The sequence below is a fragment of the Sphingobium sp. OAS761 genome, from assembly GCF_024168485.1.
In the GTDB taxonomy this organism is placed as follows: Bacteria; Pseudomonadota; Alphaproteobacteria; order Sphingomonadales; family Sphingomonadaceae; genus Sphingobium.
In genome coordinates this window covers 225,309-241,291 of the sequence record NZ_JALJVY010000003.1, presented here as the reverse complement: position 1 = coordinate 241,291, position 15,983 = coordinate 225,309, and the positions used below count along the sequence as shown (strand labels likewise).

Annotated in this window: 14 protein-coding genes, 1 tRNA gene, 1 pseudogene and 1 riboswitch; of the genes and pseudogenes, 12 read left to right on the top strand and 4 right to left on the bottom strand. The window is 62.3% G+C overall.

The features are described from left to right. The first annotated feature begins 74 nt into the window (after window positions 1–74). The gene (locus tag J3E64_RS05650; protein ID WP_253340768.1) at window positions 75–1,523 is read left to right on the top strand and encodes an NAD(P)-dependent oxidoreductase; all 1,449 of its coding nucleotides are present in this window, start codon (window positions 75–77) and stop codon (window positions 1,521–1,523) included. 94 nt (window positions 1,524–1,617) lie between these two features. Further along, window positions 1,618–6,156 (top strand): glutamate synthase large subunit, encoded by a 4,539-nt coding sequence (gene gltB / locus J3E64_RS05645; protein ID WP_253340766.1) that lies wholly within the window; start codon window positions 1,618–1,620, stop codon window positions 6,154–6,156. Here the strand turns inward: gltB and J3E64_RS05640 are convergent, their stop codons facing one another. After that, window positions 6,157–6,732 (bottom strand): hypothetical protein, encoded by a 576-nt coding sequence (locus J3E64_RS05640; RefSeq protein WP_253340764.1) that lies wholly within the window; start codon window positions 6,730–6,732, stop codon window positions 6,157–6,159. Between the two features lie 162 nt (window positions 6,733–6,894). Between J3E64_RS05640 and J3E64_RS05635 the strand changes: the two genes are divergently transcribed. Beyond that, a tRNA-Leu gene (locus J3E64_RS05635) sits at window positions 6,895–6,981 on the top strand. A gap of 321 nt (window positions 6,982–7,302) precedes the next feature. Here J3E64_RS05635 and J3E64_RS05630 read toward each other — a convergent pair. The 3 genes and pseudogenes from J3E64_RS05630 to J3E64_RS05620 all read right to left on the bottom strand — a co-directional run. Further along, window positions 7,303–7,515 carry a DUF736 family protein gene (locus tag J3E64_RS05630; protein ID WP_253340762.1) on the bottom strand — a complete coding sequence of 71 codons (213 nt, stop codon included), beginning with the start codon at window positions 7,513–7,515 and terminating at the stop codon, window positions 7,303–7,305. Beyond that, the gene (locus tag J3E64_RS05625; RefSeq protein ID WP_253341017.1) at window positions 7,494–7,688 is read right to left on the bottom strand and encodes a DUF736 family protein; all 195 of its coding nucleotides are present in this window, start codon (window positions 7,686–7,688) and stop codon (window positions 7,494–7,496) included. The genes J3E64_RS05630 and J3E64_RS05625 overlap by 22 nt, the downstream gene beginning before the upstream one ends. Beyond that, window positions 7,678–8,426 (bottom strand): annotated as a pseudogene (locus J3E64_RS05620) (integrase core domain-containing protein); the annotation flags it as partial. The gene J3E64_RS05625 and the pseudogene J3E64_RS05620, both read right to left, overlap by 11 nt. A gap of 141 nt (window positions 8,427–8,567) precedes the next feature. On the opposite strand from J3E64_RS05620, the gene J3E64_RS05615 reads away from it, so the two are divergent. The 9 genes from J3E64_RS05615 (at window position 8,568) to J3E64_RS05575 (ending at window position 15,966) form a co-directional block, all read left to right on the top strand. Further along, on the top strand, window positions 8,568–8,870 hold the full coding sequence (locus J3E64_RS05615; protein ID WP_253340760.1) for a DUF1778 domain-containing protein: 303 nt from the start codon (window positions 8,568–8,570) through the stop codon (window positions 8,868–8,870). Between the two features lie 3 nt (window positions 8,871–8,873). Next, window positions 8,874–9,383, top strand: coding sequence for a GNAT family N-acetyltransferase (locus tag J3E64_RS05610; RefSeq protein ID WP_253340758.1), 510 nt, complete (start codon window positions 8,874–8,876; stop codon window positions 9,381–9,383). Window positions 9,384–9,700: 317 nt separating this feature from the next. Then, window positions 9,701–10,006, top strand: coding sequence for a hypothetical protein (locus tag J3E64_RS05605; protein ID WP_253340756.1), 306 nt, complete (start codon window positions 9,701–9,703; stop codon window positions 10,004–10,006). 142 nt (window positions 10,007–10,148) lie between these two features. Next, window positions 10,149–11,306: a 2-methylcitrate synthase gene (gene prpC, locus J3E64_RS05600; RefSeq protein ID WP_253340754.1), complete on the top strand. Its 1,158-nt coding sequence runs from the start codon at window positions 10,149–10,151 to the stop codon at window positions 11,304–11,306. Between the two features lie 9 nt (window positions 11,307–11,315). After that, a complete protein-coding gene (prpB, locus tag J3E64_RS05595) occupies window positions 11,316–12,236 on the top strand; it encodes a methylisocitrate lyase (RefSeq protein ID WP_253340752.1) in 921 nt (306 codons plus the stop codon). A 98-nt stretch (window positions 12,237–12,334) separates the two neighbouring features. After that, the gene (locus J3E64_RS05590) at window positions 12,335–12,598 is read left to right on the top strand and encodes a hypothetical protein (RefSeq protein WP_253340750.1); all 264 of its coding nucleotides are present in this window, start codon (window positions 12,335–12,337) and stop codon (window positions 12,596–12,598) included. Between the two features lie 118 nt (window positions 12,599–12,716). Further along, the gene (locus tag J3E64_RS05585) at window positions 12,717–14,117 is read left to right on the top strand and encodes a short-chain fatty acyl-CoA regulator family protein (protein WP_253340748.1); all 1,401 of its coding nucleotides are present in this window, start codon (window positions 12,717–12,719) and stop codon (window positions 14,115–14,117) included. 30 nt (window positions 14,118–14,147) lie between these two features. Then, window positions 14,148–14,291, top strand: coding sequence for a hypothetical protein (locus J3E64_RS05580; protein ID WP_253340739.1), 144 nt, complete (start codon window positions 14,148–14,150; stop codon window positions 14,289–14,291). A 153-nt stretch (window positions 14,292–14,444) separates the two neighbouring features. Then, window positions 14,445–14,667, top strand: a riboswitch (cobalamin riboswitch). A 312-nt stretch (window positions 14,668–14,979) separates the two neighbouring features. Then, entirely contained in the window at window positions 14,980–15,966 is a 987-nt protein-coding gene (locus J3E64_RS05575) for a DUF1852 domain-containing protein (RefSeq protein WP_253341015.1), read from the top strand. The last annotated feature ends 17 nt before the right edge of the window (window positions 15,967–15,983 follow it).

Below are 15,983 nucleotides of genomic sequence, written 5' to 3'. Positions count from 1 at the left end.
TAAATGTCGGAATCCGCGTGACTCCGCGGGTTTTTCTGCTATGGCGCCCTTCTTGGTCCAACAGAGGGTGCTCCATGGCTGACAATCCGATGCTGAAATTCGTGGCGACCGGGCAGGCCTATCCCGAAAAGCGCGCGGCGCAGGATCGCGCCGACGATTTCCTGGAAATCAGCCGCAGCTTCATCCTGGACAAGGCGGAGGAACAGGCGTCGCGCTGTTCACAATGCGGCGTGCCCTATTGTTCGACCCATTGCCCCTTGCACAACCATATTCCCGACTGGCTGCGCCTGACTGCAGAGGGGCGCCTGCGCGAAGCCTATGAACTGTCGAACCTGACCAGCACCATGCCCGAAATCTGCGGCCGCATCTGCCCGCAGGACCGCCTGTGCGAAGGCAATTGCGTCATCGAATTTTCCGGCCACGGCGCTGTCACCATCGGTAGCGTGGAAAAATACATCACGGATACCGCCTGGAAGGAAGGCTGGGTCGAACCCTTGGTTCCCGGTGCGCCGATCGGCCAGTCCGTGGGTGTGATCGGCGCGGGTCCGGCAGGCCTGACCACCGCCGAATATCTCCGCGTCGCGGGCTATGACGTGCATGTCTATGACCGGCATGACCGGGCGGGCGGCCTGCTGACCTACGGCATTCCCGGCTTCAAGCTGGAAAAGGACGTGGTCATGCGCCGCGTCCAGCGGCTCAAGGACGGCGGCATCGTCTTCCATGAAGGGTTCGAGGTCGGTCGCGACGCGACCATGGAACAGTTGCGCGAGAAGCATGACGCCATCCTGATCGCGACCGGCGTCTACAAGCCGCGCGACATCCGCGCCCCCGGCGTCGGCGCGCCGGGTGTGGTCAAGGCGCTCGACTATCTCACCGCCTCCAATCGCGCCGGTTTCGGCGACGCGGTGCCCGAACATGAGGACGGCACGCTGCTGGCGACCGGCAAGAATGTCGTCGTCATCGGCGGCGGCGACACCGCCATGGACTGCGTGCGCACCGCGATCCGGCAGGGCGCCAGGTCGGTGAAGTGTCTCTATCGCCGCGACCGGCAGAACATGCCCGGATCGCAGCGCGAGGTCGCCAATGCCGAGGAGGAAGGCGTCGAGTTCGTCTGGCTCTCCGCTCCGGTGGCGTTCGAAGGCACCGAAGCGGTGACCGGCGTCAAGGTGACGAAGATGCGCCTGGGCGCGCCCGACGCTTCGGGGCGCCGTGCGCCCGAACCCGATCCGGGCAGCGAATTCACGCTGGACGCCGATCTCGTCATCAAGGCGCTCGGTTATGATCCCGAGGAACTGCCGAAACTGTTCGGTGCCGAGGACCTGTCCGTCACTCGCTGGGGCACGCTGCGCGTCGATCACAAGACGATGATGACCAGCATGGACGGCGTGTTCGCGGCGGGCGACATCGTGCGCGGCGCGAGCCTGGTCGTCTGGGCGATCCGCGACGGCCGCGACGTGACGGAACATATGCACCGCTACCTGAAGGCGAAAGCCAGGGCGGCGGGCGAGCGCGCAGCCGCCTGAGCCCCTTCATACCTCCGTTCGGTTCGAGCTTGTCGAGAACGGGGGACGGGATACCCGACAGGCTCGAACCGGACGATTTTATGAGGAAGCGCTGATGACCGACATCAACTTCATGGCCAGCCCCGAAGAGCGCGCGCGTATCGCTGCCGAGGGCATGTATCACCCCGAACTCGAATCCGACGCATGCGGCGTTGGCCTGGTCGCCGCGACCGATGGCAAGCCATCGCGCCGGGTTGTGGCCTCCGCGATCGACGCGCTCAAGGCCGTGTGGCATCGCGGCGCGGTGGACGCCGATGGCAAGACGGGCGACGGCGCGGGCATCCATGTCGACCTGCCGGTGCGCTTCTTCGATGACGCCATCGCCGACAGCGGCCACAAGCCGCTGCCCAACCGGCTGGCAGTCGGCATGATCTTCCTGCCGCGCACCGACCTGTCGGCGCAGGAAACCTGCCGGACCATCGTCGAGGCGGAGATCATCGACGCCGGCTATACCATCTATGGGTGGCGCCAGGTGCCGGTCGACGTGTCGGTCATCGGTGAAAAGGCCCAGCGCACCCGCCCGGAAATCGAGCAGATCATGATCGCCGGCCCGATGCCGGAGGAGCGCGACCAGGCCGAGTTCGAGAAGGATCTCTACCTCATCCGCCGGCGCATCGAGCGCAAGGTGATCGCGGCGCAGATCCAGGATTTCTACATCTGTTCGCTGTCCTGCCGCTCGATCATCTACAAGGGGCTGTTCCTGGCGGAATCGCTGTCGGTCTTCTACCCCGATTTGCAGGATGAGCGGTTCGAAAGCCGCGTCGCCATCTTCCACCAGCGCTATTCAACCAACACCTTTCCGCAATGGTGGCTGGCCCAGCCGTTCCGCACGCTCGCCCATAACGGCGAGATCAACACGATCCGCGGCAACAAGAACTGGATGAAGAGCCACGAGATCAAGATGGCCGCGCTGGCCTTCGGCGAACAGTCGGAGGACATCAAACCGGTAATCCCGGCCGGCGCGTCCGACACCGCCGCATTGGACGCCGTGTTCGAGGCGATCTGCCGCGCCGGGCGCGACGCCCCGACCGCCAAGCTGATGCTGGTACCCGAGGCATGGCAGGGCGAAAGCGCCGAACTGCCCAAGGCGCATGCTGACATGTACGAATATCTGGCCAGCGTCATGGAGCCGTGGGACGGCCCCGCCGCCCTTGCCATGACCGATGGCCGCTGGGTGGTTGCTGGCGTGGACCGCAACGCGCTGCGCCCGCTGCGTTACACGCTGACCGGGGACAATCTGCTGATCGTGGGGTCGGAAACGGGCATGGTGATCGTGCCTGAAACCACCGTCGTCAAGAAGGGCCGCATGGGCCCCGGCCAGATGATCGCCGTCGACCTCGCCGAAGGCGAAATCTTCGACGACCGCGCGATCAAGGACCGGATCGCGGCGGAGCGTCCCTATGGCGAACTGATCAAGGACTTCCTGACCGTCGACGACCTGGCCGAAGCGCCAAGCGCGCTGCCGGACTGGGACCGGGCGGAACTCACGCGCCGGCAGGTCGCGGCCAACATGACGCTGGAAGACATGGAACTGATCCTCAGCCCCATGGTGGAGGATGCCAAAGAAGCCGTGGGCTCCATGGGCGACGACACGCCGCTGGCCGTCATTTCCGACAAGCCGCGCACGGTCAGCCATTTCTTCCGCCAGAATTTCAGTCAGGTCACCAATCCGCCGATCGACAGCCTGCGCGAACGGCATGTGATGAGCCTCAAGACGCGCTTTTCCAACCTCCACAATATATTGGAGGAAGGTGCGCAGAACAGCCATGTGCTGGTGCTGGAATCGCCGGCGATCACCAGCGCCGAATGGGCGCGGCTGAAGGCGAATTTCGGCTCGGCCGTGGCCGAGATAAACTGTACCTTCCCGGCCGAGGGCGGGCAGGAACAGTTGCGCGCCGCCATTGCCCGCATTCGCGAGGAAGCCGAGCAGGCGGTGCGGGAGGGGCGCACGGAAATCTTCCTGACCGACGAGCATATCGGTCCCGATCGCATCGCGATCGCCGGCGTGCTGGCGGCAGCGGCGGTGCACACGCATCTGGTGCGCAAGGGGCTGCGTTCCTACGCATCGATCAACGTGCGCTGCGCCGAGGCGCTGGATACCCATTATTTCGCGGTGCTGATCGGCGTCGGCGCGACGACGGTGAACGCCTATCTGGCCGAAGCGGGAATCGCCGATCGCCACGCGCGCGGCCTGTTCGGCGACCTGTCGCTCGACCAGTGCATCGAACGCTATCGTATCGCGATCAACGAAGGCCTGCTGAAAATCATGTCCAAAATGGGCATTGCGGTCATCAGCTCCTATCGCGGTGGCTATAATTTCGAAGCGGTGGGCCTGTCCCGCGCGCTGGTGAACGACCTGTTCCCCGGCATGCCTGCGAAAATATCGGGCGAAGGCTATCAGTCGCTGCACTACAGCGCGATGCTGCGTCATCAGGCTGCCTATGACAGCGCGGTCGTGCGCCTGCCGGTGGGCGGCTTCTATCGCCAGCGCAACGGCGGGGAAAGCCATGCCTACTCGGCGCAGCTGATGCATCTGCTCCAGACGGCGGTCGGCACCGACAGCTATTCGACCTATCTGCAATTTTCGCGCGGTGTGCGTGATCTGCCGCCGGTCTATCTGCGCGACCTGATGGAATTCAACTTCGCCCGCGAAGCGGTTCCGATTGACGAGGTGGAAGCCACCACGGAAATCCGCAAGCGCTTCGTGACGCCGGGCATGAGCCTGGGCGCGCTGTCGCCCGAAGCGCATGAGACGCTGGCGATCGCCATGAACCGCATCGGCGCCAAGGCGGTGTCGGGGGAGGGCGGCGAAGATGCCGCACGCTTCAAGCCCTATGAAAATGGCGACAACGCCAATTCGGTCATCAAGCAGATCGCGTCGGGCCGCTTCGGCGTCCACGCCGAATATCTGGGGTCCGCCGAGGAGATCGAGATCAAGGTCGCGCAGGGCGCCAAGCCCGGCGAGGGCGGCCAGCTACCCGGTTTCAAGGTTACCGAGTTCATCGCCAAGCTGCGCCATTCGACGCCCGGCGTGACGCTGATTTCGCCGCCGCCGCACCATGACATCTATTCGATCGAGGATCTGGCGCAGCTCATCTACGACTGCAAGCAGATCAATCCGCGCGCGCGCGTCTGCGTGAAGCTGGTGAGCCAGGCCGGCATTGGTACCGTGGCAGCGGGCGTCGCCAAGGCGCACGCCGACGTCATCCTGGTCGCGGGCCATGTCGGCGGCACCGGTGCTTCCCCCCAAACCAGCATCAAATATGCGGGCACGCCGTGGGAAATGGGTCTTAGCGAAGCCAATCAGGTGCTGACTCTCAACGGTCTGCGCCATAGGGTGAAGCTGCGCACTGACGGCGGCCTCAAGACCGGGCGCGACATCGTGATCGCCGCGATCCTGGGCGCGGAAGAATTCGGCATCGGCACGCTCTCCCTCGTCGCCATGGGTTGCATCATGGTGCGCCAGTGCCATTCGAACACCTGTCCGGTGGGCGTGTGCGTTCAGGACGAGAAGCTGCGCCAGAAATTCACCGGCACGCCGGAGAAGGTCATCAATCTCATGACCTTCATCGCGGAAGAGGTGCGGGAAATCCTGGCGCGTCTCGGCTATCGCAGCCTGGACGAGGTGATCGGGCGGACCGAACTGCTCAAGCAGGTCAATCGCGGCGCCGAGCATCTCGACGATCTCGACCTCAACCCGATCCTGGCCAAGGTCGACGCCGACGATCATCAGCGCCGCTTCAGCCTGGACCAGTATCGCAACGAGGTGCCCGACAGCCTGGACGCGCAGATGATGAAGGATGCGCGCGCCGTGTTCGAACGCGGCGAAAAGATGCAGCTCACCTACACCGTGCGCAACACCCATCGCGCGGTCGGCACCCGCCTCTCGGCGAAGATCACCGAGAAATTCGGCATGTCGGCGCTGGCGGACGGGCATCTGACGGTGCGGTTGCGCGGCAGCGCGGGCCAGTCTCTGGGTGCCTTCCTGTGCAAGGGCATCACGCTCGAAGTGTTCGGTGACGCAAACGACTATGTCGGCAAGGGTCTGTCGGGCGGCATCATCAAGGTGCGCACGACCGTTTCCTCGCCGCTGTCGTCGAAGGACAACACGATCATCGGCAATACTGTCCTCTATGGCGCGACCGCCGGCAAGCTGTTCGCGGCCGGGCAGGCGGGCGAGCGCTTCGCGGTCCGCAATTCGGGCGCACAGGTGGTGGTCGAAGGCTGCGGCGCGAACGGGTGCGAATATATGACCGGCGGTACGGCGGTCATCCTCGGTCGGACCGGCGCCAATTTCGGCGCGGGCATGACGGGGGGCATGGCCTTCATCCTGGATGAGGACGGCAGCTTCCCCAGCCGTGCAAATGCTGAAAGCATCGTCTGGCAGCGGCTGGAAAGCGCGCACTGGGAAGATGTCGTCCGGACTCTGGTAGCCGAGCATGCGGCCGCCACGGACAGCCGATGGTCGAACAGCATCCTGGAGGACTGGGATCGCTGGCGGCGATATTTTTGGCAGGTTTGCCCGAAGGAAATGGTCAACCGCCTGTCGCATCCGCTCAGCGACAATGCGGCGGAGGTCGTCGCCGCGGAATGATCATTCGGCCGCGGCGAGCGCGCCGCGTGCCAGCGGCGATCCCGGCGGGCCGGCCGACGGCTGACTGTCGGGCGCCGCGTCCGCGGTCCGGCCGGATCCGGCCGGCGCGGTGTCATCGACGGCACCTCGGGCGACTGTGACGAAGCGGACGGGCACGGATGTCACACGAGCGTCCGCCAGTTCGCCGCGCATGAACCGTTCGATCCGCGGCGGCAGATAATGCATCGGCGACGGTGCCGGATCGCGATAGGCGGCAGGCTCCGCTTCCGGTGGTGCATCGTCCATATAGTCGCGCACGACAGGATCCGATGTCGCGGAAACCATTCCGTAGCTGTCCAGACCGGCCATGTCGGCTGCGAAGCGCCTGTCCGCCAGTGTAGGCCCGCACCCGGTGCAATGGATCACCACCGGACCGCGCACGTCCTCCGTGTCGGCCTCGCCAGACGCGAAACTGACCGGCATTTCCGGCAACGGTGCATCGTCATAGCCGGTCGGCGACCGCTGCGGGCTGGTCGCGTAGCCAGCAAGGCCTATTCCCATGGCGGTGGCCGCCACCACCGTCCCTGTGGACAACATCCGTAATCGCATCGGCTCCCTCCTTTCGCGCTCTCGGCTGGCGCACACATGCTCTCACGGACAATCTCAACGCAAATGTTGATCGGTTGTTGCATGGGGCAAAACCCTTTGCTAAGGGCCGCCTCCTATCAGGTGCCGGCCCTGCCGGTTCCCCTTGTAAGTGCGGTCGTGGCGGAACTGGTAGACGCGCAACGTTGAGGTCGTTGTGGCCGAAAGGCCGTGGAAGTTCGAGTCTTCTCGACCGCACCAATATCCTTTGAAAACAAAGGATATTTTTGGGGGTTTGGCACACTGCCATCCCCGAATATGCTGTGAGCGGTGCAAAAATCCGGATGGATGACGGGCGTTTTGACTGCTCCGTCACCGGATTTTCCGGGGCCGCCCGCCTCTCCCGATCGGCAGTTCGCTGCTCTCCTTTGCCCATTCACGAGCGACCTCCGGTAGCCACCGCGGACGGGCAAGCGCCGCGACACGCGGCGGCAGCTTTTCGGGACTTTGCGACACCATCCGGCAGATGGTGGTTTCGGAATATGAGAGGAACTTTGCCAACTCCCGTGGGGTCCAAGACCTTCATCCTCGTTCACTGCCCACTCCTCTTGTCGTTTTCGAGCGCGGGTCAGACGGTGGCAGTACCAGATGCGCCGTCAGCCCCTCGGCATCGGGGAACAGCATGGCGCTGATTGGATAGAACGGATCGTCGATCCGAACACGAAGATACTCGCGCGGCGGCTCGCTATGCGATGCGCGTTCCCAGGCATCGCCTATGTGGTGCCAGCCCAGCATGACACGGAACGATGGTGCCAGCCCAGCATGACACGGAACGATGGTGCTCGGTTGCTCACGCGGTCGTCATTGGGAACGAGACGGATCTGCCGCTGGATCGCGAGCGTGCTGATCTCGCCTTCCCATCCGCCCTGCTTCGACCGTTTGAATCGGCCGATGATCCTCCGGCGCATCATGTGCCGGTCGGTATCCAAGGCTGCTGTGCGGGCGGACGGTGTTGTAATGCCGCCGCCAAGCTTCGATCAGCACCTTGGCTTCGACGAGGCTGTAGAAGATCTCGCCGTTGAGCAGTTCGTCGCGAAGCGACCCGTTGAGCCACAGGCGTCCCCGTTTGGGTTGGCGCAGCGGGACCTTCAGTCCCTCGCGTCGCCATATCCGCTCGACCCGTTTGTGGTTCACCGTCCACCCCGCATGGCACAGCAACGCCGTCACCCGGCGGTAGCCATAGCGACCATATTGTTTCGCCAACGCGATGATGTCTTCCGTGAGCGCCTGTTCGTCATCCGCCCCACGCGGCAACTTGCGCTGTGTCGATCGATGCTGCCCCAGCACCCGGCATATCCATCGCTCGGACACCCGGATCGGCAAATCTCGTCGCAACTGATCGATGCAGCGCCGCCGCCGCGCGGGGCTTAGAAGTTTCCCTTGGCAGCCTCCTGCAAGATCAGCTTGTCCAACGTCAGATCCGAAATCGCCCGGCGTAGCCGCTGGTTCTCTTTCTCCAGATCCTTCATCCACCGCGCCTGGTCGGTCTTCAGCCCGCCATATTCCTTGCGCCAGCGATAGTATGTCTGCTCGCTGACCGCGATCCGTCGGCACGCCTCTGCTGTCGAGGCTCCCTGCGCCAACACAATCTCAACTTCACGCAGCTTGCCGATAATCTCTTCCGGCTTGGGCTTCTTGCTCGACATTCATCGTCCCTTTCGTGGTCCAGACTATCATAGTCTCTGGGCCACTCAGCGGGGGGCAGATCAGGTCATTGCTTGCTGCCCGCGCTATCTTGTATTGCAAAATGCAATACAATCTGTCATATAGGTTGGTGGAGGTGAATCATGCCGCAGCCCGTACAACGCAAGGAACATCCGCTGTCCATGAGGCTACCGGATACCGACATCGCCATCATCGACCGTGCCGCTAGACTGCGGGGACGTTCGCGCACCGATTTCGTGCGCGATGCCGCCGTGCGTGCGGCCGAGGAGGTGCTGATGGAAACCACACCGATCCGCATGAGCGCTGAAGGGTTCGACGCGTTCATGGCCGCCGTGTCCGGCCCAGCGGTTCCCGTTCCCGAAATGGCAGAACTGTTCCGCCGTGTTGCGCCCTGGGAAGCTGACCACTCCGCTACCGGGGAATAATCCTTGGCGATCTCCGGCCCCGAGCCGCTTACGGCCGCACATGGCGTATCCGGCTTCTCCTGCGGCAAACCCTCGCTCGACCGCTGGTTGCAGACACGAGCACTCGCCAATCAGGAAAAGGGCTTCACGGCGGTCATGGTGGTCCACGACGGTGGGCAGGTCATCGGCTATTATGGGCTTGCGCCGACGTCGATCATTCCGGCTCAGCTTCCCCGATCTATCCGAACCGGGCAACCGCCCGATCCCGTCCCGTGCCTGCTTTTGGCGCAACTTGCCACGGATCAAAGCTGGGTCGGTAAAGGCATCGGCGCCGGTCTGCTCAAGCATGCATTGCAGCGATGCGTGACCGCCTCCCGGCTGATCGGTGGGCGCGCGATGGTGGTCAACGCCGTGGATGATGAGGCGGCAGCGTTCTGGCGAAGGTGGGGATTTCTACCCTCCAAGGACGATCCGCTGATCTTGTTCCGCTCAATTGGAGATATCGCTGCCTCACTCAGCGCTTGGGATCATTGATCGGGGTTGTATCCGCGAACTTAGCCGTCATCCAGTTAATCCATTCGGAACGACACCATTCCCCTAAAGGCTATATTGCGCAAGCCACAACATCACCTCGCCTTCTCGCACCTATTAGAGCGGCGTTCGCCCGAATTACGGCCAACGTTTCCGAGCCGAGGGGAGGAGGACTGCGTAGCCATCTGATTTGGCGAGGAGCGGAACGACAATCTCAGACAGGCACTGTTTCGCAAAGTTCGCGGATTTGCAGATTTGCGTCCGCAAATCTTCGCCTTTTCAGCCGTTTTCCGCGCTTCGCGCATGCGGATAATGCGCAGATGCTTTCAAATCGACCCGAAAAAGGCCTCGACCTGCTGGACGCCATGGTGACCGCTGCGGCCGACCGAGCGTCGTCGCATCTGCCGGGCGCCATTCGCTTCGCGAAATGCGACGGCCTGCAGATCAACGAAGGCTTTTCCGCTCCCGATGTCGAGATAGAGGCGTGGTCTCTATCCGCAGACCAGCAGGCGATCATCGTCTCAGTCTTTGCGACCGGCGCACGGGAAGATGGCGGTCGCACGACGGCAGCGACTGGGCGCTTCACCTTCACGACATTGACGGGCCAGCGGGAATATCGGGCATGACGATCCTGGCGATCCGCACGTCCCGGCGTCAGCCTGATGGCGCAGTTCGCCCTTCGGCGCTCGCCCGCTGCCTTTTCCTTCCACTGACCAACTGTCCGAGCTTCACCGCTTCGGCCGGTATTATTTGACGCAAGAGGAATCTATGGCCGAAGTAGCATTCAAGCCGAAGAAATCGGTGGCCTTGTCCGGTGTAGCAGCCGGCAACACCGCGCTTTGCACCGTGGGCAAGTCGGGCAACGACCTGCATTATCGCGGCTATGACATTCTCGACATTGCAGAATCTGCGGAGTTTGAGGAGATCGCGCATCTGCTGGTGCATGGCGAACTGCCGACGCCGTCGCAGCTCATCTCCTATAAGGCAAAGCTAAAGGGCCTGCGCGGCCTGCCGCATTCGGTGAAGAGCGCGCTGGAGGCGATCCCGGCGGCCGCCCATCCGATGGATGTGATGCGCTCGGGCGTTTCCGCCCTCGGTTGCGTCCTGCCGGAGACGCACGACCACAACTTGTCCGACGCGCGCGATATCGCCGATCGGCTCATGGCGTCACTCGGTTCGGTCCTGCTCTACTGGTATCACTACGCCCATCATGGCCGCCGCATCGAGGTGGAGACCGACGACGACAGCATTGGCGGCCATTTCCTCCACCTCCTCCATGGCAAGGCACCGTCAGCAAGCTGGGTGCGTGCCATGCACACCTCGCTGATCCTCTATGCCGAGCATGAATTCAACGCCTCGACCTTTGCCGCGCGGGTGATCGCCGGCACCGGTTCGGACATGTATTCGGCGATCGCCGGCGCCATCGGCGCGCTGCGCGGTCCCAAGCATGGCGGCGCGAACGAGGTCGCCTATGAGATCCAGAAGCGCTACGCGACGCCTGACGAGGCGGAAGCCGACATCCGTCGCCGTGTCGAGGCCAAGGAGGTCGTGATCGGCTTCGGCCATCCGGTCTACACCATCTCCGATCCGCGCAATGTCGTTATCAAGCGTGTTGCCAAGAGCCTGGCCGACGAAGCCGGTGCGCAGCGCCAGTTCGCGGTGGCGGAGCGGATCGAGAGCGTGATGTGGGACGCCAAGACCATGTTCCCGAACCTCGACTGGTTCTCGGCGGTGTCCTACAACCTCATGGGCGTGCCGACGGCGATGTTCACGCCGCTCTTCGTGATCGCGCGCACCAGCGGCTGGGCGGCGCATGTGATCGAGCAGCGGGTCGACAACAAGATCATCCGGCCCTCGGCCAATTATACTGGCCCGGAAAATCTCGAATTCGTGCCGCTCGCCGAACGTAGCGAAGCGCACGCTTAAGGAGGCATCATGCCCTATCTGATTGCAGACGAACTTCCCAACACCAGCGCCGGTCAGCGTTTCCGCGAAGCGCTCGCCCGTCCGGGCATCTATCAGCTTCCCGGCGCGCATAACGGCCAGGCAGCGATCCAGGGAAAGCAGGCGGGGTTTGAGGGACTGTACCTTTCGGGTGCGGCGATGACCGCATCGATGGGCCTGCCCGACCTCGGCATCATCACTGTGGACGAAGTCGCCTTCTTTATCCGCCAGATCGTGCGCGCCTCCGGCCTGCCGCTCCTGGTCGATGGCGACACCGGCTATGGCGAGGCACTCAACGTCATGCACATGGTCCGCACCTTCGAAGATGCGGGCGCGGGAGCCGTGCATCTTGAAGATCAGATCCTGCCCAAGAAATGCGGCCATCTGAACGGCAAGAACCTTGTTCCGCCGCATGACATGGCGGCCAAGGTGGCGGCAGCCAAGAGGGCGAGCCGTGACATTGTCATCGTCGCGCGCACCGATGCGGCTGCGGTCGAGGGCTATGATGCCGCAGTTGCGCGCGCGAAGCTGTATGTCGAGGCGGGAGCCGATGCGATCTTCCCAGAAGCGTTGATCACGCGCGATATGTTCGAGAAGTTCGCGCAAGACATGCCCGGCGTGCCGCTCCTCGCCAACATGACGGAGTTCGGCAAAACGCCGTTCTACACGGCGACCGAGTTCGAGCAGATGGGTTACAAGATGGTGATCTGGCCCGTCTCGTCCCTGCGTGTCGCCAACAAGGCGCAGGCCGAACTCTATGCCGCCATCAAGCGCGACGGCGGAACGCACAACCAGGTCGAGCGCATGCAGACCCGCCAGGAGCTGTACGACACCATCGGTCTCCACGCTTTCGAGGAACTCGATGCCTCGATCGTGAAGACGATCGTGCCGGAAGGCATTCCCCAGACCTGAGACGACATTCTGTCAATGACCGGTGACCGTCGGCCTTTCCGCGCTCGCGAGCGTCGGGGAGGCCGACGCTCGCCGCACAAACCAGAGAAAGACATCCGATGACAGCGATAGGCAGTGACAGCCTCGCCTCGGCCATTGACGCCGAGATGTTCGCGAGCCGCTATGCCAATGTCTATGAGGGCGACGATCGCTGGAAGGCGCTCGAGGTGAAGGAAGGCGATACCTATGACTGGCCGACCGCCTCGACCTATGTCGCCAATCCGCCCTTCTTCGATGGACTGGAACGCGAGGCCGCGCCGGTCGCGGATATCGTCGAGGCCCGCAGTCGCCGAATACGCTTCATCATTGCTGCCTTGCCGTAGGATTCTTCACTGCTTCGCAACATCCGCAATATCTGCTACGCTAGAAATGGCTGAATGTGCGAAGATTTGTGGACGAAAAGCTGCAAATCAGCGAAGTTTGCGAAGATTGGGCAGGAACATGCGGAAAGCCTTTATGGGAGTGCGGCTGCGGCGGCTGCGCGAGGAACGGAAGCTCAAGCAGGTCGACCTGGCCAATGCGCTCGGCATCTCGTCGAGCTATCTCAATCAGCTCGAACAAAACCAGCGGCCGTTGACCGTCCCGGTTCTGCTCAAGATCAACTCGGTCTTTGGCGTCGACGTCCAGCTCTTTTCAGAGGATGAGGAAGCGCGACTCATCACCGAACTGCGTGACGCGCTGTCCGATAGCGCGGAGGCGATCTCGGTCGCAGAAATCCGCGAGCTGGCGACGAACATGCCCGCGGTGGGCAGGACGCTCATATCCCTGCATCGCCGTTATCGGGAGGCCGCCGAGCGCAGCGAAGCGATGGCTGCCCAGTTGGGAGACGACTGGATCAGCGGCGGTCCGGCACGCATGGCCTTCGAGCAAGTCCGGGACTTTTTCTATGCGCGGCACAATCATGTCGAGCCTCTAGATGAGGCAGCTGAGCGGATATATCGAGAGGCCGGCCTTGCGCCGCACTCGGTCCACCCTGGACTCGTTGCGTGGCTGAAGGACCGTCACGATGTTCAGATTGTCTGGGGTGAGAGCGATACGGCTCAGCGCCGCTATGATCCCGCGACTCGGACATTGCACATCTCCGCCCACCTGCATCAGGGCCAACAGGCCTTCCAGATGGCGACCCAACTGGCATTTCTGGAACTGGGTAGCGTCATCGACCAGTTGGCCGATAGCAGTCTGTTGTCTGGCGACGAAGCGCGGAGACTGGCCAGAGTGGGTCTGGCCAACTATTTCGCGGGAGCACTCATCCTCCCCTATGGTGACTTCCTCGCCACCGCCGAGGCCGAGGCCTATGATATCGAAAAGCTCGGGCGCCGGTTCGGGGTCGGCTTCGAAACGATCTGCCATCGGCTCTCGACGCTCCAACGGGCCGATGCTCGCGGCATCCCCTTCTTCTTTGTGCGGGTCGATCGTGCCGGCAATATCTCCAAACGACAATCGGCAACCGATTTCCATTTCTCCCGTGTCGGCGGAAGCTGCCCACTGTGGAAGGTCTACGAGGCCTTCACGCAGCCCGGTCGGGTGCTTCGCCAGATCGCGCAAATGCCCGATGGCCGCACCTACCTTTGGATTGCGCGAACGGTTAGCAGTGGCAACGCAGGCTTCGACGTGCCGGGCAAGACATTTGCGGTCGGACTGGGCTGCGACATTCGTCACGCCTCGCGGCTTATCTATTCGCGGGGACTGGATTTGGACGATCCAACAGCGGCGACGCCGATCGGAGCTGGCTGCAAGGTCTGTGAACGTCCAGCGTGCCCGCAACGCGCCTTCCCTGCAATTGGGCGGGCGGTGGCGGTAGACGAGAACCGAAGCACCTTGGCCCCTTATCCCGCAGCCTGATTCGCAAGCTACATGATTGTTGAGACGGTGATGACAAGGCCCCTAATCCATCTCAAATGGCTGAACGCTCCGAACGCCATCCCCACCTACTCGGTTTTGGCGGCCGAGCGCATTCTTGCCGATCACGCAATGCTGGATCGCTGGCGTGAAGCCGACCGAATGGCCGAGGCCTGACCAGGAGATCGCCACCGCCTCTAGGTTGGGGCCTGATCCTATCGAACTGAAAGGCGCTCCATTTCCAACCGAAAATAGAGCGCTCAGGACTCACCTCAGAAGAAGCATATAAAGAAATCTTTATATGTCGCTTGACAGCAGCCTCCCGATGCTGTTGAAGGAGCCTGTCGAGGTTCCCCGCTTCAGGCATGACGGCGGGGCTAAGACGGGAAGCCGGTGGTGCCCTTCGAGCAGAGTCCGGCGCTGCCCCCGCAACTGTAAGCGGCGAGTGGTGGCTCCATTTTGTGTCACTGAGCTTTTGCACGAGGCTCGGGAAGGCCGGAGCCATTGCGATGACCCGCAAGCCAGGAGACCTGCCTTCGACGGCATAATGTTCCTCGGACGGGGGTTCCTCCGGTGGATCGCGCTTGAAGCAGGCTCGTGGCATATCGTCATCCGGGCCTTCTACGTCCAGCGCGCTCTTCCTACGACCCTACCGCCCGGCAAAGCAGGTGATCGGTCGATGTCTTCAGTCCTGTTTCGCTCCGTCCTCTTGCGACGAATGCGCCTGCGTGCCGTGCTGATCTTCGGCTGACGCGGCGCGCGCCCCAATCCCACACAATTCCAGAACCATGACGGACCGGTCGACGCGCTGGCCCGAAGGAGACCTCGCATGCCTGTGACTAGCGTGAAATTAGGATATGACGCCATGGCGCACCAAGACTTTGAGTTCAGCATCAGCCGTATCGCTTTCGACGAGAATTATCGTCCTGCCGAGAATACGCGCATCACGACCAACTTTGCCAACTTGGCGAGGGGGGAGAGCCGCCGGGAGAATTTGCGCAATACGTTGCGGATGATCGACAATCGATTCAACTCCCTGGCGCATTGGGACAACCCCAAAGGCGACCGATATGCGGTCGAGCTTGAGATCATTACCGCCGAAATGCGCATCGATTCAGACGACAGCGACACTGTCTTCCCTCTGATCGAAATCCTTCAGACGACGATTATCGATAGCAAAACGGGCGAACGCATCACCGGCATGGTGGGCAACAATTTCTCCTCTTATGTGCGAGACTATGATTTTAGCGTCGTTCTGCCGGCGTATATGAAGAGCCACCCCGATGCGGGCGCTCCGAACGATTTTGGTGACCTGCATGGAAAGCTGTTCAAGCATTTCCTGAATTCGCGCGCCTATCGCGACAATTTCAGCAAGCTGCCAGTCATCTGCCTGAGCGTGTCAAGCAAGGAGGTCTATCACCGGACCCCAAACGAGCACCCCATTTTAGGGATTGAATATCGCAACGACAAATTCTCCATGACTGATGAATATTTCGCAAAGATGGGCATGAAGGTTCGCTACTTCATGCCGCCGAACAGTGTGGCACCCTATGCTTTCTATCATATCGGCGAACTGCTCGGCGACTACACCAGTCTTGAGCTGGTCAGCACGATCAGCGTGATGGAGACCTTCCAGAAAATCTATCGACCCGAGATTTACAACGCCAATTCCGCGGCGGCTGAGCATTATCAGCCCAGCTTGAAGTATCAGGACTATTCGCTCACCCGCATTGTCTATGACCGGGAGGAACGGAGCAGGCTGGCTGTCGAACAGGGGAAGTTCGCCGAGGAGTGCTTCATCAAGCCCCATTGGGCCGTGCTTGAGCAATGGTCCGCCGCCTTCGCCCTTTGATCATTCGAGAATATAAG